Annotated in this window: 21 protein-coding genes; 11 read left to right on the top strand and 10 right to left on the bottom strand. The window is 68.6% G+C overall.

What is annotated here, in order from left to right; translation table 11 throughout:
* Positions 1-401 precede the first annotated feature (401 nt).
* The 4 genes from QO010_RS09775 to QO010_RS09760 are packed head-to-tail and all read left to right on the top strand — an operon-like array spanning position 402 to position 4735.
* Positions 402-1205, top strand: a complete 804-nt coding sequence (locus QO010_RS09775) for an EF-hand domain-containing protein (RefSeq protein WP_307348624.1) — start codon at positions 402-404, stop codon at positions 1203-1205.
* 21 nt (positions 1206-1226) lie between these two features.
* On the top strand, positions 1227-2795 hold the full coding sequence (locus QO010_RS09770; protein WP_307348622.1) for an efflux RND transporter periplasmic adaptor subunit: 1569 nt from the start codon (positions 1227-1229) through the stop codon (positions 2793-2795).
* 6 nt (positions 2796-2801) lie between these two features.
* Positions 2802-3497 carry an ABC transporter ATP-binding protein gene (locus tag QO010_RS09765; RefSeq protein ID WP_307348621.1) on the top strand — a complete coding sequence of 232 codons (696 nt, stop codon included), beginning with the start codon at positions 2802-2804 and terminating at the stop codon, positions 3495-3497.
* Positions 3494-4735 carry an ABC transporter permease gene (locus tag QO010_RS09760; RefSeq protein ID WP_307348619.1) on the top strand — a complete coding sequence of 414 codons (1242 nt, stop codon included), beginning with the start codon at positions 3494-3496 and terminating at the stop codon, positions 4733-4735. The genes QO010_RS09765 and QO010_RS09760 overlap by 4 nt, the downstream gene beginning before the upstream one ends.
* Positions 4736-4898: 163 nt before the next feature.
* Here QO010_RS09760 and QO010_RS09755 read toward each other — a convergent pair whose 3' ends face one another.
* Complete coding sequence (locus tag QO010_RS09755; protein WP_307348618.1) at positions 4899-5756, bottom strand: TauD/TfdA dioxygenase family protein; 858 nt, start codon at positions 5754-5756, stop codon at positions 4899-4901.
* Positions 5757-5820: 64 nt separating this feature from the next.
* Between QO010_RS09755 and QO010_RS09750 the strand changes: the two genes are divergently transcribed.
* Both QO010_RS09750 and QO010_RS09745 read left to right on the top strand, forming a co-directional pair.
* Positions 5821-6423, top strand: coding sequence for a TetR/AcrR family transcriptional regulator (locus QO010_RS09750; protein WP_307348616.1), 603 nt, complete (start codon positions 5821-5823; stop codon positions 6421-6423).
* A 47-nt stretch (positions 6424-6470) separates the two neighbouring features.
* Positions 6471-8102 carry a long-chain fatty acid--CoA ligase gene (locus tag QO010_RS09745; protein WP_307348615.1) on the top strand — a complete coding sequence of 544 codons (1632 nt, stop codon included), beginning with the start codon at positions 6471-6473 and terminating at the stop codon, positions 8100-8102.
* A gap of 176 nt (positions 8103-8278) precedes the next feature.
* On the opposite strand, the gene QO010_RS09740 is transcribed toward QO010_RS09745, so the two are convergent.
* Positions 8279-8983 carry a DNA-3-methyladenine glycosylase I gene (locus QO010_RS09740; protein ID WP_307348611.1) on the bottom strand — a complete coding sequence of 235 codons (705 nt, stop codon included), beginning with the start codon at positions 8981-8983 and terminating at the stop codon, positions 8279-8281.
* 127 nt (positions 8984-9110) lie between these two features.
* On the opposite strand from QO010_RS09740, the gene QO010_RS09735 reads away from it, so the two are divergent.
* The gene (locus QO010_RS09735; RefSeq protein WP_307348610.1) at positions 9111-12113 is read left to right on the top strand and encodes an FG-GAP-like repeat-containing protein; all 3003 of its coding nucleotides are present in this window, start codon (positions 9111-9113) and stop codon (positions 12111-12113) included.
* Positions 12114-12126: 13 nt separating this feature from the next.
* Here QO010_RS09735 and QO010_RS09730 read toward each other — a convergent pair whose 3' ends face one another.
* Genes QO010_RS09730 through rutA form a run of 5 tightly spaced genes read right to left on the bottom strand, consistent with a single transcriptional unit; the run spans position 12127 to position 15617 of the window.
* Positions 12127-12885, bottom strand: coding sequence for a TrmH family RNA methyltransferase (locus tag QO010_RS09730; protein ID WP_307348649.1), 759 nt, complete (start codon positions 12883-12885; stop codon positions 12127-12129).
* A complete protein-coding gene (locus QO010_RS09725) occupies positions 12882-13472 on the bottom strand; it encodes a nitroreductase family protein (protein WP_307348608.1) in 591 nt (196 codons plus the stop codon). Before QO010_RS09725 ends, QO010_RS09730 begins: the two co-directional genes overlap by 4 nt.
* Entirely contained in the window at positions 13469-13855 is a 387-nt protein-coding gene (gene rutC, locus QO010_RS09720; RefSeq protein WP_307348607.1) for a pyrimidine utilization protein C, read from the bottom strand. Before rutC ends, QO010_RS09725 begins: the two co-directional genes overlap by 4 nt.
* Positions 13856-14557, bottom strand: a complete 702-nt coding sequence (gene rutB, locus QO010_RS09715; protein ID WP_307348606.1) for a pyrimidine utilization protein B — start codon at positions 14555-14557, stop codon at positions 13856-13858.
* A complete protein-coding gene (gene rutA / locus QO010_RS09710; protein WP_307348604.1) occupies positions 14538-15617 on the bottom strand; it encodes a pyrimidine utilization protein A in 1080 nt (359 codons plus the stop codon). Before rutA ends, rutB begins: the two co-directional genes overlap by 20 nt.
* An 84-nt stretch (positions 15618-15701) precedes the next feature.
* Between rutA and QO010_RS09705 the strand changes: the two genes are divergently transcribed.
* From QO010_RS09705 to QO010_RS09690, 4 genes are all read left to right on the top strand, one after another.
* Positions 15702-16568, top strand: a complete 867-nt coding sequence (locus tag QO010_RS09705) for an alpha/beta fold hydrolase (protein WP_307348602.1) — start codon at positions 15702-15704, stop codon at positions 16566-16568.
* Positions 16569-16637: 69 nt separating this feature from the next.
* Positions 16638-17174 carry a hypothetical protein gene (locus QO010_RS09700; RefSeq protein ID WP_307348601.1) on the top strand — a complete coding sequence of 179 codons (537 nt, stop codon included), beginning with the start codon at positions 16638-16640 and terminating at the stop codon, positions 17172-17174.
* Positions 17175-17177: 3 nt separating this feature from the next.
* Positions 17178-17741 (top strand): hypothetical protein, encoded by a 564-nt coding sequence (locus tag QO010_RS09695; RefSeq protein ID WP_307348599.1) that lies wholly within the window; start codon positions 17178-17180, stop codon positions 17739-17741.
* A 68-nt stretch (positions 17742-17809) separates the two neighbouring features.
* Positions 17810-18778 (top strand): DUF808 domain-containing protein, encoded by a 969-nt coding sequence (locus tag QO010_RS09690; RefSeq protein WP_307348598.1) that lies wholly within the window; start codon positions 17810-17812, stop codon positions 18776-18778.
* On the opposite strand, the gene QO010_RS09685 is transcribed toward QO010_RS09690, so the two are convergent.
* From QO010_RS09685 to QO010_RS09675, 3 genes are all read right to left on the bottom strand, one after another.
* Positions 18775-18969, bottom strand: coding sequence for a hypothetical protein (locus QO010_RS09685; RefSeq protein ID WP_307348597.1), 195 nt, complete (start codon positions 18967-18969; stop codon positions 18775-18777). The two genes, QO010_RS09690 and QO010_RS09685, sit on opposite strands and share 4 nt — an antisense overlap.
* A gap of 110 nt (positions 18970-19079) precedes the next feature.
* Positions 19080-20321: a cytochrome P450 gene (locus tag QO010_RS09680; RefSeq protein WP_307348595.1), complete on the bottom strand. Its 1242-nt coding sequence runs from the start codon at positions 20319-20321 to the stop codon at positions 19080-19082.
* A gap of 56 nt (positions 20322-20377) precedes the next feature.
* Positions 20378-21082 (bottom strand): methyltransferase family protein, encoded by a 705-nt coding sequence (locus tag QO010_RS09675; RefSeq protein ID WP_307348594.1) that lies wholly within the window; start codon positions 21080-21082, stop codon positions 20378-20380.
* Positions 21083-21089 lie beyond the last annotated feature (7 nt).

The following is a 21089-nucleotide window of genomic DNA, read 5'->3' as shown; positions in this document are numbered from 1 at the left end:
ACATCGCCTCCATCGACCTGCGAAGGTCTATGGATCAAACTCAACCTGTAACGGATGTCCCCGAACGTCTGTCACCCATCTCCCCGGTCTGAACAGCTTGCGAGGAGGAGCGAGGGACACGCCGAAGGCGGTGTCCCACGGAGGAGGAGCCTTGCGGCGGTTCAGCATTCCGCCGGCGCAGGGTGTTTCCCCGACACGTGGCCGCTGACTGTCTCCTCACCCACTCGGCGGGCTGACGCCCAGCCGAGTCGACCTCTCCTCTGAGAGGAGAGGAGTTGCGCCGCTTGACTCCCGACCGCGCCCCAAGCCTCTAAAGAACCAATTGTTGCAGTCCCGCAAAGCGCCAGCCTCACTGGCGACACCGGCGGACCGGAAGCCTGCACGGTCTCTTGGAGCGCCGGATGTCGAAGAAGTCTCTCTGCCTGATCGCCGCCCTCGGCCTGCTGGCCGGTCCAGCCCTGGCCCAGGGCGGCCCGCCGCCGTTTCCGCCGCCCGCCGGCCCACAGGGCGCCGGCATGCCCGAGGACCCCAAGCTCGACGCCCCGCGCAAGCCGCGCGAGCAGGTGTTCATCTCCCCCGCCGGCGAGCCCTTCCGCAGCCCCCCCGGCGCGCCCTACCCTGTCGCGACCTGGTTCGCCCGCGCCGACGCCAATCATGACGGGACGCTCAGCGAAGACGAGCTGGTCAAGGACAGCCTGGCCTTCTTCGACACCCTGGACGTCGATCACAACGGCATCCTCGACGGCTTCGAGGTCGCCGACTACGAGCAGAAGGTCGCCCCGGAAATCCTGCCCCGGGCGGCCCAGTTCCAGGAAGACCGCTACGGCAGCCTGGGCGGCGGCCTGGCCCGAGGCGGCCCGCCCCCCAGGCGCAAGTTCTTCAGCAAGCCCCCGCCCAAGGGCTATGGCTTCGGCCGCAATGGCGCTGGCCTCTATGGCCTGCTCAACGAGGTCGAGCCGGTGTCGGGCTCCGACCGCGACCTCGACCGCCACATCACCCGCGACGAGGCCGCCCGGGCCGCCCGCATGCGGTTTGGCCTTTTGGACGGAAACAAGACTGGCGCGTTGAAGCTCAGCGACCTGCCCAAGACCCCGCTGCAGGAGGCGCTGGAAAATCCGCCCAAGGAACCGAAACGGAAAAAGCCCCCCAAGCGCGTTGAAATGCGGCTGCAATCCAGCGCCGCTACGAGCCAACCAGTCCGCTGATTAACTTTACCCGAAGAGACCATGAGCCTGACCGCCAAGCCGACGCGCCGTAAATCGAGACTTCCCAGCTCCCTGGCGATGGCCGCCATCGGCCTGGCCGTGCTGGTCGTGGCCTTCATCGGCTGGCAGGTCCTCAAGCCCAAGCCGCTCAAGGACCCCTACCGCACCGAGGCGGTGGCCATGGGCGATGTGACCAAGTCGGTCTCGGCCTCCGGTTCGCTGCAGGCCCTGGTCACGGTGCAGGTCGGCTCGCAGATCTCGGGCCAGATCACCAAGGTGCTGGTCGATTTCAACGACCAGGTCAGCAAGGGCCAGGTGATGGCCATCCTGGACCCGCAGACCTATGTCAGCCGGGCCAACCAGGGCCGCGCCCAGGTGCAGGCCGGCAACGCCTCACTGGCCCAGGCCCAGGCCCAGGCGGCGGTCGCCAAGGCCAACTATGACCGCACCAGGATGCTGTTCGACAAGGGCATCGCCGCCAAGGCCGCCCTGGATACCGACCTGGCGAGCTGGAAGGTGGCCCTGGCCGGGGTGAAGGCGGCCCAGGCCAATATCGCCCAGTCCAAGGCCGCGCTGGCCAGCACCGAGGTGGACCTTGGCCGCACCACCATCGTCGCCCCCATCGCCGGCGTGGTGGTCGACCGCCAGATCGAGCCCGGCCAGACCGTGGCCGCCAGCCTGCAGGCCCCGGTGCTGTTCCAGATCGCCCAGGACCTGACCCAGCTGGAGGTCAAGATCAATGTCGACGAGGCCGATATCGGCCAGGTGCGCGAGGGCCAGACGGTCAAGTTCACCGTCGACGCCTTCCCGGACGACAGCTTCACCGGCGTCGTCACCCAGGTGCGCAAGCAGCCCGAGACCCAGTCGAACGTCGTCGCCTACATCGTCATCGCCCGGGCCGAAAATCCCGGCGGCAAGCTGCTGCCCGGCATGACCGCCAACGCCGACATCGTCATCGACGAGCGCAAGAACGTGCTGAAGGTCCCGGTCGCGGCCCTGCGCTGGACCCCGCCGGACAAGACCACCACCCCGCGCGGCATGGGCGGCGGCCCCGGCGGTCCTCCCGGCGGTGGCGGCGGCGGCCAGGGCTTCGGTGGCCGGCCAGGCCGCGGCCAGGGCGGCGGAGGCGGCGGCATGGGCATGCGGCTGATCGAGCAGCTGGACCTCGACGCCGGCCAACAGGCCAAGGCCAAGGTCATCTTCGACCAGGCCCGCCAGAACGTCATGGCCGCCGGCTACAGCGACCCGCAGGCTCGCCGCGCGGCGATGCGCACGGCCATGCAGGCCGCCTTCGCCAAGCTGGAACCCATCCTCAAGCCCGACCAGAAGACCAAGCTGGTGGCCCTGCGCGCCCAGATGGCGGCCCAGGGCGGCCAGCGGCGCGGCGGCATGACGCCGGGCGTGGTCTGGGTGCTGAAGGACGGCAAGCCCACCCCCATCCAGGTCATGGTCGGCGCCTCCGATGGCTCCTACAGCGAGATCCGCGGCAATATCCCGGTCGGGAGCCAGGTGATCACCGGAGGCGGACCCAAGCCCAAGGTCAAGGCCCGCAGCCCCATGGCCGGCCCCGGCGTCCGGGTGCGGATGTAGATCGCCGTGATCGAGATCCGCGACCTGGAGAAGCTCTACATCATGGGCGAGGAGACGGTGGCCGCCCTGGCAGGCGTCACCCTGACCGTCGAGCGGGGCGAGCTGGCGGCGGTGATCGGGCCGTCGGGCTCGGGCAAGTCGTCGCTGATGAACATCCTGGGCGGGCTGGATCGGCCCTCCAACGGCTCCTACCACTTCGACGGCGAGGATGTCGGCGACATGGCCGACGACGCCCTGGCCGACTTCCGCAGCCGGCGGATCGGCTTCGTCTTCCAGTCCTTCCAGCTGCTGCCCCGCCTCACCGCGCTGCAGAATGTCGAACTTCCGATGGTCTATGCCGGCATCGAGCCGCGCGAACGGCGCGAGCGGGCCGTGGCCATGCTGCAGAAGGTGGGCTTGGGCGAGCGGATGACCCACAGGCCCACCCAGCTCTCCGGCGGCCAGCAGCAGCGGGTGGCCATCGCCCGCGCGCTGGCCAACGCCCCCGACCTGCTGCTCGCCGACGAGCCGACCGGGGCGCTGGACACCAATACCAGCAAGGAAGTCCTGGCCCTGTTCCACGAGCTGAACGCCGAGGGCCTGACCGTGGTCATCGTCACCCACGACCTGGAGGTGGCGGCCGAGGCCCGGCGGCGGATCTCGTTTAGGGACGGCAAGGTCGTCGAGGACGATCATGGCGGCTCCAGGCGGGGCAAGTCATGAGCGTTCGCCGCATAGATCTCGTCGGGTTCGCCACCGGGGCCATCATCGCCCACCCGATGCGCAGCGCCCTGACCTCGCTGGGCGTGGTCATCGGGGTCGCGGCCGTGGTGATGATGACCTCCATCGGCCTGGGCGCCCAGAAACAGGTGACCAGCGCCATCGGCGGCCTGGGCTCCAACCTGCTGATCGTCTCGCCGGGCGCCTCGCGGGGGCCCGGCGGCGGCTTCGTCAGCCAGGGGGCCGGCACCAACCTCACCCTGACCGAGGAGGACGCCAAGGCCCTCGGCACGCTCGAAAGCGTGGTGGCCGTGGCCCCGTCGGTGCGCGGCGGCGCCCAGCTGACCGCCGAGGGCGCCAACTGGAACACCCGCATCGAGGGCGTCACGCCGGACTATCTGGTCGCCCGCGACCTGACCATCGCCTCGGGCCGGATGATCGACGAGGCCGAGGCCCGTCAGGGCCGCAAAGTCGCCGTCATCGGCCAGACGGTCGCCACCAGTCTGTTCGGCGACAGCGACCCGCTGGGCAAGCGCATCCGGGTCGGGACCGTGCCCTTCGAGGTGATCGGCGTCCTGGCCTCCAAGGGCCAGAGCGGCTTTGGCCAGGACCAGGACGACATCGTGCTGGGGCCGCTCGAGGCCGTGCGCTCCCGCGTCGTGGGCAAACGGGTCAAGGGCGACAACGTCCAGACCATCTATGTAAAGGCCGCCGACGCCGACAGCCTGGACCGGGTGCAGGAAGACGCCACCAACCTGCTGCGCGAACGCCACCGCATCCGCCAGGGCGCCGACGACGACTTCAACGTCCAGAACCTGGCCTCGATCACCGAGGCGCTGCAATCGTCGATCAAGACCTTCACCGGGCTGCTGGCCGCCGTCGCGGCGGTGTCGCTGCTGGTCGGCGGGGTCGGGATCATGAACATCATGCTGGTGGCGGTGACCGAGCGAACGCGGGAGATCGGGCTGCGGATGGCGGTGGGGGCAAGGCGGACGGACGTGCTGTTCCAGTTCGCGCTGGAGGCGGTGGTGCTCAGCGTGGTCGGCGGGGCCATCGGGCTGGTGCTGGGGATCGGCGGGGCGATGCTGATGGCCAAGCTCGGCAACTGGCCGACGGCGATTGCGGGTTGGTCGGTGCCGTTGTCGCTGGGCTTTTCGATGCTGGTCGGACTGGTGTTCGGGGCCTACCCGTCCTGGCGAGCGGCAAGGCTGGACCCGATCGAGGCGCTGCGGCGAGAATAAGCCCTTCCCCCGCTGGCGGGGGAAGTGGCCTGAGATGCGCAGCATCGAAGGTCGTTGGGGGTCCTTGCGGCGTTGGCGGGTGGCACAGCCGTGGGAAAGGGCCCCCAACGAGCCTCCAGCTTCGCTGTCGGCCCACTTCCCCCGCCAGCGGGGGAAGGGCTTTCTAGTAAGGCCGGTCCCCGACCACCGTCACCCGCTCCATCTTCCGCACCGCCGGCCAGTAGTCCGAGGCCGCGTAGTGCTGGCTTGCCCGGTTGTCCCAGAAGGCGATGGAGTTCGGCTCCCAGCGGAAGCGGCACTGGTATTCCGGGATCGCCGCCTGGGCGTAGAGGTGTTTCAGCAGGGCCTTGGACTCGTCCTCGTCCATCCCGACGATGTGCTGGGTGAAGGCGGCGTTGACGTATAGCGCCTTGCGACCCGTCTCCGGATGGGTGCGCACCACCGGGTGCTCCGGTTTGGGATAGGCCTTGTTGAACTCTTCGATCTGCTCTTCCGACATCCCTCGCTTGCGCATGGCCACCCGGAAATGCGCGAAGTCGTGGATGGCCGTCGCGCCGTCGATCCTGGCCTTCACCTCGTCGGAGAGCCCTTCGTAGGCGGCGTACATGTCGGCGAACAGGGTGTCGCCCCCGACCGGCGGCAGCTCGATGGCCCGCAGGATCGAGCCCAGTGACGGCTCCAGCCGCCAGGTCACGTCGCTGTGCCAGGTGTTTTCCTTGCCCTTGTTTTCGCGATTGTGGGTGATGGCCAGCACCTCGGGATAGCCGGGCTTGTGCGGGGCGAAGGGGTGGACTTCCAGTTCGCCGAATTCGCGGGCGAAGGCGATGTGCTGCTCGGTGGTGATGTCCTGGTCGCGGAAGAACAGCACCTTCCAGTCCAGCAGGGCCTGGCGCAGGGCCGCCTTGGCCCCGGCGTCCAAGGGCTGGGCCAGGTCGATGCCCGAGACTTCGGCGCCGATAGTCGGGGTCAGGGGCGAGAGAGTCAGGCTATCGACGGTGAGGTTGCGGACCAGCTGATTCATCGGGTCTTCTCCTGCCAGGGCGGAACAAGTATGTTACCGTCTGGTCTCATATTCAAGCGGATAGATGACAGTCCTCAAGCGCAAGCCCCGCGTCGATCACGCCGCCCGCCGGGAGGCCTATGTCGGCATCGCCGCCCAGGTCTTGCTGGAGCGCGGCCTGCACGCGGCAACCATGCGCGACTTCGCCGAGGCCGCCAACGCGCCCAAAGTGCTGTTCTACCGCCTGTTCCCCTCGCGCGAGGCCCTGGTCGAGGCGGTGTTCGACCGGGTGCTGCAGGCCCTGGAGAACGCCTACGCCTCGCCCTGGGAGGGCTATGGCTCGATGGTCGGCAAGCTGCTGGCCACCGCGCGGCAGGACCCCGCCCCCTTCCTGGTGGTGCTGAAGAACTGCCGCACCGGCCCGACCGGCTCGGACTGGGAGACGCGGCTGCGGGCGGCGATGAAGGAGACCTCCCTGCCCCTCTTCAAGCCGGGCCCCGACGCGCCCGCCGGGGCGGAGGCCCGCTCCCAGCAGGCGGCCGGCATGCTGTTTGGCCTCTTCGTCGACAGCATGATCACCTGGCTGGAGGACCGCGACGGCCTGGACGACGCCACCCGCATCAAATGGTGGGGCCACATCGTCCGCGAGGCCCGCAAGGCGACCCGGGAAGCCTTCCGCCTGGACTGACTCCCTGGCATGGTCGGGGAAACGCTCTGAGCCAAGAGGAAGCGCCCGTGATCCCCGGATTGATGCAGGACGTCCCGCTGCTGACGACCGCCATCCTCAACCATGTCGAGGCGGCCCATCCCCGCGTCGAGATCGTCTCGCGCACCGTCGAGGGCCGCATCCACCGTTACGACTATGCCGGCATGGCCGCCCGCACGCGAAAACTGGCCCGCGCGCTCCAGGGCCTGGGCGTCCAGTCCGGGGACCGGCTGGCGACCCTGGCCTGGAACACCCATCGGCATCTGGAGCTGTTCTACGGCGTCCCGGGCCTGGGCTGCGTGCTCAACACGGTCAATCCGCGGCTCTTCGAAGACCAGATCGTCTATGTGCTCGAGCACGCCGAGAGCACGGTCCTCTTCTATGACCGCACCTTCCAGGCCCTGGTCGAGAAGCTGGCCCCCCGCTTCACCACGGTGAAGACCTTCGTCCTGCTCTCCGACGAGGACAGCCACGATGCCGGGACCGTCGGCGCCCTCAACTACGAGCGTCTGCTGGCCGACCAGAGCGATGGGCCCTTCGCCTGGCCCAGCTTCGACGAGAACGCCGGCGCCTTCCTCTGCTACACCTCGGGCACCACGGGCGATCCCAAGGGCGTGCTCTACAGCCACCGGGCGGTGGTGATCCACGCCCTGGCCGCGGGGCTGGCCAGCGCCTTTGGCCTCACGGCCTTCGACGTGGTGCTGCCCTGTTCGAGCCTCTACCACGCCACCGCCTGGGGCCTGCCGTTCATCTGCCCGATCAATGGCGTCAAGCTGGTGCTGCCGGCCGAGAAGATGGACCCCGCCTCGCTGCAGGAACTGATCGAGGGCGAAGGGGTGACCTTCTCCGGCGGGGTGCCGACCATCTGGACCATGTACCTGGCCTGGCTGGAACAGACCGGCAAGACGCCCGGCAAGCTCAAGCGCGTCATCATCGGCGGCTCGGCCGTGCCGCGCGCCATGGCCGAGACCTTCAAGACCCGCTACGGGGTCGCGGTGCTGCAGATCTGGGGCATGACCGAGACCTGCCCGCTGGGCGTGGTCGCCACCCCCACCCCCGCCCTCGCCGCGCTGGGCGAAGACCAGGTCGACGAGGCCATCTGGACCCGCCAGGGCCGGCTGCAGTTCGGCATCGAGCTGAAGATCGTCGATGACGACGGCAAGGACGCCCCCCGCGACGGCGAGACCAGCGGCGCCCTGATGGTGCGCGGCCCCTGGACCATCAAGCGCTACTTCCGCAAGGAGGCCGACGCCCTGCTCGACGCCGACGGCTGGTTCGACACCGGCGACATCGCCACCATCGACCAATACGGCTTCATGCGGATCACCGACCGCGCCAAGGACGTCATCAAGACCGGCGGCGAATGGATCAGCTCCATCGACCTGGAGAACATCGCCGTCGCCTGCCCGGGGGTGAAGATCGCCGCGGTGGTGGGGATCCCGCATCCCAAATGGGAGGAGCGGCCATTGCTGGTCATCGAGACCCATGACGGGGCCAACGTCACCAAGGACGGGGTTCTGGAATATCTGCAGCCGCGCATCGTCAAATGGTGGATGCCCGACGATGTGGTGTTCGCCCCGGTCCCGCTGACCGCGACGGGCAAGATCGACAAGAAGACGCTAAGGGCGGCTTGGAAGGATCACCTGAGCGGCAACGCCTGACTGGCACCCGGAGACTGGGGTCTGTTCACCTTGCAGGCCTACCCCTCTTGATCCCGATATCCCTGGCGAAGGCCAGGGCCCAAGCGGCGAATCCGGGCTGAACGCTGGCAGGACGGCCAGCTCCGTATGGATCCTGGCCTTCGCCAGGATCGACCGGGAGGTAGGGGGTGGCCGCGTCAGTCCACACTCATCGCGAGGGTCCGGCTGATCGCCGCAAAAGTCTGGCCACTCTCCCCAGCCCAGGCGTTGAACGCCGCCTGGATGGCCTTCATCGACTTCTTCGAGCCGGGCGGGCCGTCCAGCACGCCCTCGCCGATCAGCGCCTTGACCATGTCCTGCGAGGTCACGAAGCCGTCGCGGCCCATGAAGCGCATGGCCATCATGCCGGCATTGCCGCCCAGCCGGTCGCCGCGGGTCTTCAAGAGATCGAGCAGGCCGATGTAGTCCTCGGCCGGCCACTCGGCGAACAGCTTGCCCGCCGAGCCGTGCTCAGCGGCCAGGTCCATCAGCATGGCGGCGTTGTTGGCCACCGAGCGGACCTTGGCGCCGTTGCGGATGATGCGGCCGTCCTTGAGCAGGGCGTCGAATTCCTCGTCCGACATCGACCGGCAATGGGCGACGTCGAACCCCCAGAAGGCGTCCTCGGTCCCCGGCCATTTCTTGTCGACCACGGTCCAGGAGAAGCCGGCCTGGAAGACGCACTTGCTCATCTGCGAGAGCCAGCGGTCGTCGGGGATGGCGGCCAGCTCGGCGGCGGTCTTCATCGCCGGCATGCGCTCGGCGAGCGCCGCTTCCCCGCCGTGGCGGGCGGCGGCTCTGGCGCGGATTTTGGCGAAGCTCTGCATCACGGCAGGAAACCAGATGATGAAGGGCGACGCCATCGCCGGAAAATTGGAACCTTCAATTTTCCCCCAAATCCTTGTCGCGCAAGGCCTTGCGTGGAATTTCCCAACCCAGATCGGGTGTAGAGTTTTACCGCGCGCCCTCTGTTTCTAGTGGGGGTAGCACATGCCGATCCTGGCCAATCTCGAAGCCGAACTGAACGTCACCGAGGGCGACGCCGCCACGCTCATCGATGGCGACGTGACCGTTACCGACGCCGAGCAGGACTGGGACAACGGCCTGCTGATCGTGGGCGGCATGGCGCCGGGCGATGTCGTCAACCTGCGGGATGGCGGCGCGATCACGATGTCCGGCATCCAGGTCCTGTTCAATGGCGTCACGATCGGCACGCTTTTGCCGGGCCCCAATGGCGAGTTTGGCGTTCGCTTCAACGCCGACGCCGACAACGCCGCGGTCGAGGCGACGGTCGAAGCCCTCCAGTTCCAGGCCACCGGCGACAACCCGGACTATTACAGAAATCTGACCATCACCCTGGTCGACGCCGCCTTCAACGTCAGCACCGTGGGCAGCGCCCTGTTCCCCGCCGACCCCGACCCCTTCCATGGCGCCCACTTCGGGACGAGCACGCACATCGCGGTCGGCGATATCGATAACGATGGCGACCAGGACGTCATCGCCGCGGTCTATGGCGACGGCTACCACCTGCTGCGCAACGACGGCTCGGCCGTCGCCCCGGACTTCATCCAGGATGACGCGGCCCTGAGCCTGAGCGGCGCCCCGAGCAATGTCGCCGGGCTGACCCTGTTCGATATCGACGGCGACGGCTTTCTCGACCTGGTGGTCGGCCGCTATGGCGGGACCATCGAGGCCTTCAAGGGCGACGGGACCTTCAACTTCACTCAGCTGACGGGCGCAGCCAATCCGTTCGATGGCATCCAGACCTACAGCTTCGCCTCGCCGGGCCTGGCCGACCTGAACGGTGATGGCTTCGCCGACTTGGTGGTGTCGCGGGGCGGCGGCCGCTTCGACTACTTCCAGGGCTCGGCCGGCGGCTTCGTGGAGCAGACGGGCGGCGCGAACCCGCTCGACGCCTTCTCCAGCTACGCCGGCGGCGTCCAGTCGGTCAGCTTCGCCGACATCGATGGCGACGGCGATCTCGACATGATCGCCGGCGGCGGCGAAGGCAATCCCGGGGTGTTCCTCAACACCGGCGCGGCCAACAACCCGATCTTCGCGCTGACCGACAACGCCTATAACGACGGCTTCCTGTTCGCCGTGCAGCCGGCCTGGGTCGACATCGACAACGACGGCGACATCGACCAGATCGAAGTGACGGGACAGGGCGACATCCTGCTCGACATCCTGCGCCCGGCCTCGCCGAGCATCGACGTCCTTGTCCAGGGCGTCGACGACGTGGCCACCGTGGTCGACGAGACTCCGACCGGCAGCGCCGACGGTCCCATCTCGGTCAACGTGCTCAGCAACGACAGCGACGTCGACACCACGCTGCAGATCGTCCAGGCGACCATCGATGGCGTGCAAGTGGTCGTCGACGGCACGACCACTCTGGACGACGGAACGGAATTCACCATCGGCTCCGACGGCCAGATCGTCCTGACCCCCGGCTCGGACGCCCAGAACCTGGGCGCCGCCGGCTCCGGCGCCAGCAACACCAGCCTGGGCTATGTGGTCACCTACACCCTGATGGGCGGCGAGGTCGGCACGGCGACCTTCACGGTCGATGGCGTCGACGACAACGACGTCCTGGACGGCACGGCCGGCCAGGACGCCATCAACGCCGGGGTCGGCAACGACACCGTGCAGGGCCTGGCCGGTGACGACGTGCTGCACGGCAATGGCGGCAGCGACACCCTGTCTGGCGGCGACGACGTCGACACCCTATTTGGCGATGCCGGCAAGGACACCCTCTACGGCGGGGCGGGCGGCGACACGCTCACCGGCGGCTCCGAGGGTGACTGGCTGGACGGCGAGACCGGGGCCGACGTCATGTCCGGTGGAACCGGCGACGACACCTATGTCGTCGATGACACCAACGACACCGCGACCGAGTCCAGCGGCGAGGGCGATGATGTGGTCCATGCCGCGATAAACTGGACCCTGGGCGCCAATTTCGAGCGGCTGATCCTCGACGGCATCCGCGACCTCGACGGGACCGGCAACGGCCAGGCCAACACCATGGTCGGCAACAGCGGCGACAACCGGCTGGACGGCGGGGCCGGCGAAGACCTGATCAAGGGCGGACTGGGCGACGACACCCTGCTGGGGGGCCTGGGCGCCGACATGCTCCACGGCGGCGACGGGGCAGACAACCTGGACGGCCAGGGCGACAACGACCGGCTGGACGGCGGAATCGGCAACGACATCCTGGCCGGCGGGATCGGCAACGACATCCTCGACGGCGGCGACGACGACGACACGCTGGATGGCGGGACCGGCGCGGACCAGCTGAACGGTGGGATCGGCATCGACAGCCTCACGGGTGGCGACGGCAACGACGTGCTGGACGGCGGGACGGGCGCCGACGCCATGACCGGTGGGCTGGGCGACGACATCTACTATGTCGACGATGCCGGTGACACGACCATAGAAGCGTCCGGCCAGGGCGCGGACCTGGTGCGAGCCACGGCCAGCGTCACCCTGGCGGCCAATATCGAGACCCTGGTGCTTGACGGAGTGAGCGCCATCGATGGGACAGGCAACAGCCTGGTCAACGCCATGACCGGCAATGCGGGCGCCAATTCCCTCGACGGGCTGGCCGGCGACGATGTGCTGAAGGGGATGAACGGCGACGACATCCTGATCGGCGGGACGGGATCGGACATCCTGGTCGGCGGGGCGGGCGCCGATACCTTCGTGGTCCGGCAGGAGTCGATCCACACCAGCGGCCCCATCGAGACCGACACGGTCAACGACCTGACCACCGCCGACAGGCTGGACCTCTCGGCCATCGACGCCGACAGCTCGACCGGGGCGGATGACGCCTTCCATCTGGTGGGAAGCTTCACCCATCATGCCGGCGAGATGACCCTGGCGTTCGGCGGCGGCGTCACCACCCTGCAGCTGGACGTCAATGGTGACGGGATTGCCGACTACCGCATGAAGATCAGCGGCGACGTGCGTCTCGATAGCGGCGGCTGGGTGCTGTAGCCCCACACCGCGATCAGGAAACCAGGTGATGCAGGGCGATGCCGCTGGTGGTGGCGACGTTGAGGCTGTCGAAGCCGCCGCTCATCGGGATACGCACGGTGCGGCAGCGGGCCAGGACGGCGTCCGGCAGGCCCGGCCCTTCGGCGCCGAGCAGCAGGGCGGCGCGGTCGGGGCGTTTCAGCTCTGACAGAGTCTCGGCGCCGTTGGGGCTCAGCGCGATGGGTTCGAAGCCGTCCAGGGCGGCGATCAAGTCGTCCGCGCGGGTGAAGGGGACCTTCAGCACCCCGCCGACCGAGACCCTGAGGGCCTTGCGATACAGCGGATCGCAGCAGGTGGGGTCGAGCAGCACCGCATCGACCCCGAAGGCGGCGGCGTTGCGGAAGATGCCGCCGATGTTGTCGTGGTTGGCGATGCCGTGCAGGGCGAGGACCAGGGCGCGGGGGCTTAGGCCCGCCAGCAACTCAGCCGGCGCCGGCTCCGGCGCGCGCTCGCCCAGGGCCAGGATGCCCCGGTGCAGTGGAAAACCGGCGATGGCGTCCAGCACCGCCTGGCTGGCGATGTAGACCGGCGCGTCGAACAGGGGCGCGAGCTTGTCGGCCCGGCTCTCGGCCAGCAGCACGGCGCGAACCCGGTGCCGCCCCTGCCCGGCCAGCACCCGCAGCACCACCTCGCCCTCGGCGATGAACAGGCCCTGGCGGCCGACCAGATCGCGCTCGCGGATGTCGCGGAAGGCGGCGATGCGCGGGTCGGCCGGGTCGTCGATGCGGATCAGGTGAAGGGGCCCTCGTGCACCAGCTCGCTGAGCGGCCTGCGGTCGGAGGGGACCTCGCGCTCGCGATAGGCTTCCGGCAGCACGCTCCTGTCGGCCTGCCGGCCGATGGCGACGGCGGCCTCGATCTTCCAGTCCTCGGGCAGCTTGAGCTCCTCGTGCGCCCGACCGCGGTCGAAGCCCAGCATGCCGTGCGCCGCCCAGCCGGAGGCGTGGGCCTGCAGGGCGATCATCCCCCAGGCCGCGCCGGCGTCGAAGCTGTGGCTCAGCGAGGCGGTCGGCTCCTTGCCCTCGCGGCGCATCAGCCGGTCCGAGCAGATGAAGACCAGCGCCCCGGCGTTGACCGCCCAGGCCTGGTTGTAGGGGATCAGCAGGCCCAGCAGCACGTCCCAGGCCGGGGTGTCCCGCAGCGCATAGACGAACCGCCAGGGCTGGCCGTTGAAGGCCGAGGGCGCCCAGCGGCCAGCCTCCAGGATCTTCATCAGCTCGGCCAGCGGCAAGGCTTCGCCGGTGAAGGCCCTGGGCGACCAGCGATGCAGGAACTGGGCGTCGATGTCGTGATGGGCTGTCCGCCCGTTGGCCTGGGTCATTTGCCGATATGGGCGATGGAGGCGATCTCGACCAGAAAGTCGGGGCGGACCAGGCCGCAGACGATGCAGAACCGGGCCGGCTTGTCGCCCGGGAAATACTCGGCGTAGACCTTGTTCATCGCGGCGTAATCGGCCCAGTCTTTCAGGAAGATATGGTTCATTGTTACATCGTCCATCGTGCCGCCGGCGGTCTCGATGACGGACTTGATGGTCTCCAGAACCTGCCGCGTCTGGCCCTCGGCGTCGCCGACATGGGCGACATTGTTGTCCTTGTCGAAGGCGAGCGTGCCGGAGACATAGACCACGCCATCGGCCAGGGTGCCGGGCGAGAACGGGGCGATGGGCTTCTGGGTGCCGGGCGGGGTGATGACGGTCTTGGGCACTTAGGGCTCCTTTTGCGAGATGGCGCCGCAGAAGTCGGCGGTCGTCGAGACCCAGCCGAAGAACTTCTCGACGTTGTAGACGGTGGCCTGCTGCAGGAATTCGGGCCCGGCCTGATGGCAGGCGTCCTCCAGCAGGATGCCGAAATATTCCAGGAAGAAACCGTCCCTGAGCGTTGATTCCACACAGACATTGGTGGCGATGCCGCAGAAGGCCAAATTTCGGATCCCCCGGCTGCGCAGGGCCGAGTCCAGGCTGGTGTTGAAGAAGGCGCTGTAGCGGGGCTTGGGGATGACCAGGTCGCCCGGCTGGGGTGTCAGGGCGTCGACCAGGTCGTAGTCCCAGCCGCCCCGCGCCAGAAGCTTGCCCTGCAGTTCAGGTTTCTCACGCATCGTCTTGAGCGCGTTGGACTTCCACCAGTTGGGCGAGCCCGGCCCGCCGGCCTCTTGGTAGTCGGCGTCCCAGCCGTTCTGGAAATAGACGACGGTGACTCCAGCCGCCCGGGCGGCAGCGGTCAGCACCTTGATCCGCTCGATCACCCCCGCCGCCCCGCCGATGTCGAAGCCGGCGAGGTCGAGGTAGCCGCCCTCGGAGGCATAGGCGTTCTGCATGTCGACCACGATCAGCGCCGTCTCCCTGGCGGCGATCGGGATGGCCTCCGGGCGGGCCGGGACGGTGACCGTGTCAGGCCGCGGCGGAAACATGCGCCCTCGTCTTCATCAGCGGCTGGATGCGCTGGCCGAACTGGTCCAGCCCGACCAGGAAGTCGTCGAAGGTCAGCATGATGCCGCTGGCGCCCTTCACCTCGGCGATCTCGTCCATCAGCCGGGCCACGGTCTCGTAAGAGCCGACCAGGGTGCCGATGTTGAGGTTCATGGCCGACGGCGGGCGCGACATGTAGATGGCCGAAACGTCCAGGGCCGCGCGCGGGTCGGCCTCGCCCTGGTGGTTCATCCAGGCGATGGCGTCGAGATCCGCGCCCGACTTGTAGTGCTCCCACTTGGCCATGGCGGCCTCGTCGGTCTCGTCGGCGATGATCATCCACAGCAGCAGCGCGCCGCAGTCGCGGCCGGTCTTCTTGCTGGCCTCGACATTGCGGTCGACGGCCGGCTGGCACTTGGTCGGCTCGTTCAGGCCCATGCCGAAGCAGAAGTTATAGTCGGCGTGCTGGGCGGCGAAATCGACGCCCGTCTGGCTCTGGCCGGCGCAGATGATGTCGATCTTGGCGTTGGGTTTGGGCAGCAGGCGGCAGTCGTTCATCGTGAAGAACTGGCCCTTGAAGTCGCTGTGGCCGGTGGTCCACAGCTCCTTCATCACCGTCACGTATTCGGCGCAGTAGTCGTAGCGGCGCAGGAAATGCTCCTGGCCCGGCCAGATGCTCATCTGGTCATACTCGGCCTTCTGCCAGCCCGAGACGATGTTGACCCCGAACCGGCCGGGCGCGATGGCGTCGATGGTCACCGCCATGCGGGCGCAGATGGCCGGCGGAATGGCCAGCACCGGGACCGAGGCATAGAGCTTGATCTTCTTGGTCACCGCCGCCAGGCCGGCCATCAGGGTGAAGCTCTCCAGGGCGTAGTCCCAGAACTCGGTCTCGCCGCCGAAGCCGTGCAGCTTGATCATCGAGAGCGCGAAATCCAGGCCATATTCCTCGGCCTTGAGGGTGATTTCCTTGTTGAGCTCCCAGGTGGGCATGTATTGCGGCGAGGTCGCCGACATGATCCAGCCGTTGTTGGCGATGGGGATGAAGACGCCGATATCCATGGCCTTGCCGTCCTGACTTGAAGGCCGGACATGAGGCTACGGTTCGGTTGGGGATGCAAGCCCGAGGGGGGCATGGAGGAGCAGTTGTCGGAAGCCGTTGCACAGCGCCGCATCCAGGCGGGCGAAGTGACCCTGAACATCGCCGAGGCCGGCCCGGCCGAGGGTCCGCTAGTCATCCTCCTCCACGGCTTTCCCGAGTTCTGGTTCGGCTGGCGCGAACAGATCGGGCCGCTGGCCGCCGCCGGCTTCCGCGTCGCAGCGCCCGACCAGCGCGGCTATAATCTCAGCGACAAGCCCACGGGCGCGAAGGCCTATCGGCTGGATGCCCTGGCCGCCGACGTCCTGGCCCTGGCCGACGCCCTGGGCGCCCAAACCTTCAGCCTGGTCGGCCATGACTGGGGCGCGTCGGTGGCCTGGTGGCTGGCGACCGTCGCGCCGGAACGGATCGAGCGGATGGCCATTCTTAACGCCCCGCATCCGGCCCTCTGGCGGCGGGAGATGCTCGAGGATCCCGAGCAGCGCAGGAAGAGCCGCTATGTGCAGATGCTGCGCATTCCCCTGCTGCCCGAGCTGATGGTGCGGGCCGGCGGCTACAAGGGGCTGGCCGACGCCTTTAAACAGAGCACCCGGCCGGACGCCTTCGATCCCGAGGCGATGGCCGCCTACCGGGCCGCCTGGATGCAGCCGGGCGCCCTGACCGCGACGCTGAACTGGTACCGGGCCCTCTTCCTGCAGGCCCTGCCCGTCCCGCCGGCCGGCAGTCTCACCACCCCGACCCTGGTGCTGTGGGGCGACCAGGACGCCTTCGCCCGGCCGGACCTGGCCGAGGCCAGCGCCGCCCTCTGCGCCAAGGCTGAGGTGAGGCATTTCCCACAGGCCAGCCACTGGCTGGCCCATGACGAGCCGGAAGCGGTCAGCGCGGCCCTGCTGGATTTTCTGAAATCGGCCTAACGGCGTTCATCGAGTGGATACCAACCCCCGCTAGCCTGCCGGCCCAGATCGCGGTCAGCGGGGTGAGGCATGAAGCGTTGCGGAGCGGTTCTCCTGGCGGCCATCGCCCTGGCGGGTTGCGCAAAGCCCAGGACGCCTGGCGTCTATGACCTCACCGTCGGCGAGGCCTATCAACGCCTGGTCGAGAATGAACTCAAGGATCTCGTCTACGCCCGGCAGTGCGGCATCCTGATCCACGTCTCGCCCGAGGGCCTCGCCAACAATCAGGTGGTCTGGCACGTCCGCAGCAGCGGCCAGGAGGTCCTGCAGTTCACCGCGCTCCTGACCCCGGTCGGCGACAAGCAGACCAAGGTCGACATCCAGATCCCGCCCGGCCCCGACGGCAAGGAGGCCTACAGCCACGATCAGTTCTATACCCGCCCGGCCTTCAACCAGCCCCTGCGTCCCGCCATAGACGAGCAGATCGCCGCCATCCTGGAAGGCCGGCCGTTCGACGTCAGCCAGATCGGCGCCCCCACCGACAGCGTCTGCAACGCCCAGCGCGGCGGCCTGGAAACCGGCGCGCGGTTCCGCGTCGACGACAAGCCCGGCGAAGGGGGCTACTGATCCATGCGCCGCAAGCTTCTCGCCATCGCCGCCGTGATCCTGCTGGCCGCCTGCGCCCAGCCGAAAGGCGCCCTTTACAAGGTCCCCATCGCCGAGGCGCGCCAGACCCTGCTGGCGACCGGCCTGCCGCCACTGGTGTTCGGCAGCGACGAGCCGATGTGGGAAGTCCAGGACGCCGGCTCGGACGTCATCTGGATCGTCAAGCGCGATCGGGCCGAGCTGTTCCGCTACATCGCCCATCTCAGCGAAGAAGAGGGCGGCGCAACCCGCGTCTCCGTGGAGCTGAAGGGCGCCGAGAGCGGTCCCGCCGGCAATGTCGCCCAGCGGCTGGCGGAGAAGCCCGAGATCCGCGACATGTATCTGGTGGCGATCAAGGAGCAGGTCGCCGCCGCCCTCGAGCGCCGGCCTTTCGAGATGGCGCGCCTCTACCCGGCCCTGACCAAGGCCAGCCTGGCCAGTATAGGTTCGCTGCAGGCCTCGGCGGATGCCGCGGCGGCGGCGTCCGAGGCGCAGGACCGGGCCAATATCGAGAAGGCCTATGCCGACGAGGCGGCCGGCCGACGCTGAGGCGACTTGCACGGCCGCGCGTTCTCGTTGAGACAGGGGCCTTCCCTGCCCCGTCCGCTGGAGTCCCCATGTCCGTCGGCCTCGCCGCCCTGCTCGACGACGTCGCCGCCATCGCCAAGGTGGCCGCCGCCTCGCTGGACGACGTCACCGCCGCGGCCGGCAAGGCCAGCGCCAAGGCGGTCGGGGTGGTCGTCGACGACACCGCCGTCACCCCCTCCTACGCGGTGGGCTTCACCCCCGACCGCGAACTGCCCATCGTCTGGAAGATCGCGCTGGGCTCGCTGCGCAACAAGTTCCTGATCCTGCTGCCCGGCGCCCTGCTGCTCAGCGCCTTAGCGCCCTGGGCGGTGACCCCCATCCTGATGCTGGGCGGCGCCTATCTCTGCTACGAAGCGACCGAGAAGGTCATCGAGGCCTTCATTACGCACGAAGAGGTCGACAGCCCGGCCGAGTTCGCCCTGGCCTCCAAGGACCTGGAGAAGGAGAAGATCGCCGGCGCCATCCGCACCGACCTGATCCTGTCGGCCGAGATCATGGCCATCTCCCTGGCCAGCGTGGCGACCCAGCCGCTGGCGATCCAGGCCATCGCCCTGGCGGCGGTGAGCGTGCTGCTGACCGTGGCCGTCTATGGCGTGGTCGGCCTGATCGTGAAGATGGACGACATCGGCCTGCACATGGCCAAGGGCCGCAAGGCCGGCCTGCGAGCCCTGGGCCGGGGCCTGGTCAAGGCCATGCCCTATCTGCTCGAGGGCCTGACCTTCGTCGGCACCGCCGCCATGCTGTGGGTCGGCGGCGGCATCATCGTGCACGGGCTGGAACAGTACCACCTGGGCTTCATCCCCGGCCTGGTCGAGGCCGGCAAACACTGGGCCGGCGGCGCGCCAATGATCGGCGCCTTCACCGGCTGGCTGGCCTTCGCGGCGGGGTCGGCGGTGGTCGGGCTGATCGTCGGCGGCGTGGTGGTGGGCGCCCTGCATCTGGTCCCGCGCAAGGGCCACGGCAAGGCGGCCAACGACGAGGCCGGACCGCCGGTCTAGCCGGCGCGGGCCACCGCTTGGGGCGCGGGAAACAGCTGGATGCGCTGACCGCGATGCCAGAGTTCAAGGCCGGCCTTGTTCTCGTGCCGCTCGGCAACGCCGATCGCTTCCTGGTCGGTTTCGCAATAGAATTCGACCGCCGACGTGATGCGACCTGAGTTGTCGAGGCGGAAAATCCTGTAGTCTTTCATGATCCGTCCCGCAGACGCACTCGTGCGCAAGCAGGCTTGTTTACCACCATGGCCCTTGCCGTAACAAAGCGACCAATTGGCTCAGTCTACTAGCCGACCCAGGCCGACATCTAGGCCAGCGCCACGACGATCTCTTGATACCGGTCCGGCCGCCTGGGATCCTTGACCGGGGCGGTGGTCACCAGCCGCAGATCCGGCCAGCGGTCCATCACCGCCTCGAAGGCCAGCCGCGCCTCGAACCGCACCAGGGCCGAGCCGATGCAGAAATGCGGCCCCGCCCCGAAGGCCAGCACAGGGCCGCCCATCCTGCGGCGGATGTCGAAGCGGTCGGGCTCGGCGAACACCGCCGGGTCGCGGTTGGCGGCGCCCAGGCCCACCCGGATGGTGTCGCCGGCCCGGATCGTGCGGCCGCCCAGCACGACGTCCTCGGTGGCGCGGCGGTTGGTCGAGGTCGACTGGGTGGGGTGGTGGAAGCGCAGGATCTCCTCGATCGCCCCGCCCAATAGCGTTCGGTCGGCGACCAGGGCCCGCCACTGGTCCGGATGCGACAGCAGCAGCCAGAGGCCCGAGGACAGCATCCGCTCGGTCGTGGTGCCGGCGGCGGTATAGATGGTCGAGATGGCCGAGCGCAGTTCCGGGTCGGACAATCGATCGCCGGCCTCCTCGGCGCGGATCAGGTCGCTGATCAGGTCTTCGCGGGGGTCGGCCCGCCGCGCCTCGACCAGATCGCGGATATAGCGGCCGACCCAGCGGCCGGCGTCCAGGGCTGCAGCCCAGCTCTCCTCGTCGCGCTTGGGGGCCATCAGGGCGGCCGTGCGCTCGAAGGCCTGGCGGAAGGCGTCGCGGTCCTGCGCGGGAATGCCGATGATCTCGCTGGCCACGATCATCGGCACATGGAAGGCGAAGTCCCCGACCAGGTCGAACCGCCCGCGCGGGGCCAGATCGTCCAGCAGTTCATCGATCACCGCCCGGATGCGCGGACCGCGATCCTCGATATTGCGCCGGGAAAAGGCGGCCTGGGCCAATAGGCGGATGCGGCTGTGCTCGGGCGGGTCCATCTGGTTGAACGACTGGGCCAGGGTCCTGGAGAGGCCCTTCTCGGTCGCCGACTGATCGCCGCCCGCCTTCGCCAACGGGTTCCCCCCGCCCCAACCGGCCGCCATGCTGGAAAACCGCACCGGGTCCTTCAGCACCTCGGCAACGTCGGCATGGCGGGTCAGATACCAGAAGCCGTGCCGCGACCAGTGCACCGGATCCTCGGCGCGCAGGCGGTTCAGCGTCGGGACCGGGTCGTTCTCGAAGTCGTAGGCGTAGAGGTCGGGCTGAAAGGCGGCAGTGTCGGTCGCGGTCATGCCCTGTCCTCTCCCGGCGGCTCCGCGCGAGCCTAGAGCGTATCCGCGCAGCCTGGCTAGAGCAGGTAGGGGATGAGCCGGCCCCGCACCCGCCGCGCATAGTCGCCATAGCCGGCCAGGTGTTCGCGCAGATAGCGCTCCTCGATGACGATCCGGGCCAGGGTCATGATCAGGAAGCCGACCGCCAGGGCCGCCGCCGCATAGCTGCCCAGCCACAGACCCACACCCACATAGACCAGCAGCATCCCGGCATAGAAGGGATGGCGGACCAGGCCGTAGAGGCCCGTCTGGATGACCTGCTGGCCCTCGGCGCTCTGGTCGTGAATGGTCGGGGCGGCGAAGCGGTTCTGGCCGATGGCGGCGTAGGCGATGGCCAGGCCCGCAACCATCAGGGCCACGCCCAACCCCTGGACCGCCTGGCCCGGCGGCGGCGCCAGCTTCAGGCGGAAGACGTCCAGCGGGATGAAGGCCAGCCAGGCCAGGATGCAGCCCGTGTAGAACAGCAGCCCCAGCGCATCGATCAGCGGCTGCTTCTTGGCGGGCTCCGCGACGATGGCCTGCTGGCGCACCGCGAAGCTGGCCGGCGCCAGCACCGCCAACAATCCAGAGGCCAGCGCCGACACGCCGCCGAACACCGCCAGGAAGACCCAGGCCGTCGGCCAGACCCAGACCCCGCCCGCCAGCCCGGCGGTCAGCAGCAGCACCGCCGCCACGACCGCGACCACTGGCAAGGGCGCCAGGATGCCCCGAAGCACGCTCATGACTCAC

It is taken from the genome of Caulobacter ginsengisoli (assembly GCF_030814835.1).
GTDB lineage: Bacteria > Pseudomonadota > Alphaproteobacteria > Caulobacterales > Caulobacteraceae > Caulobacter > Caulobacter ginsengisoli.
This window is presented reverse-complemented; position numbering and strand designations above follow the sequence as displayed.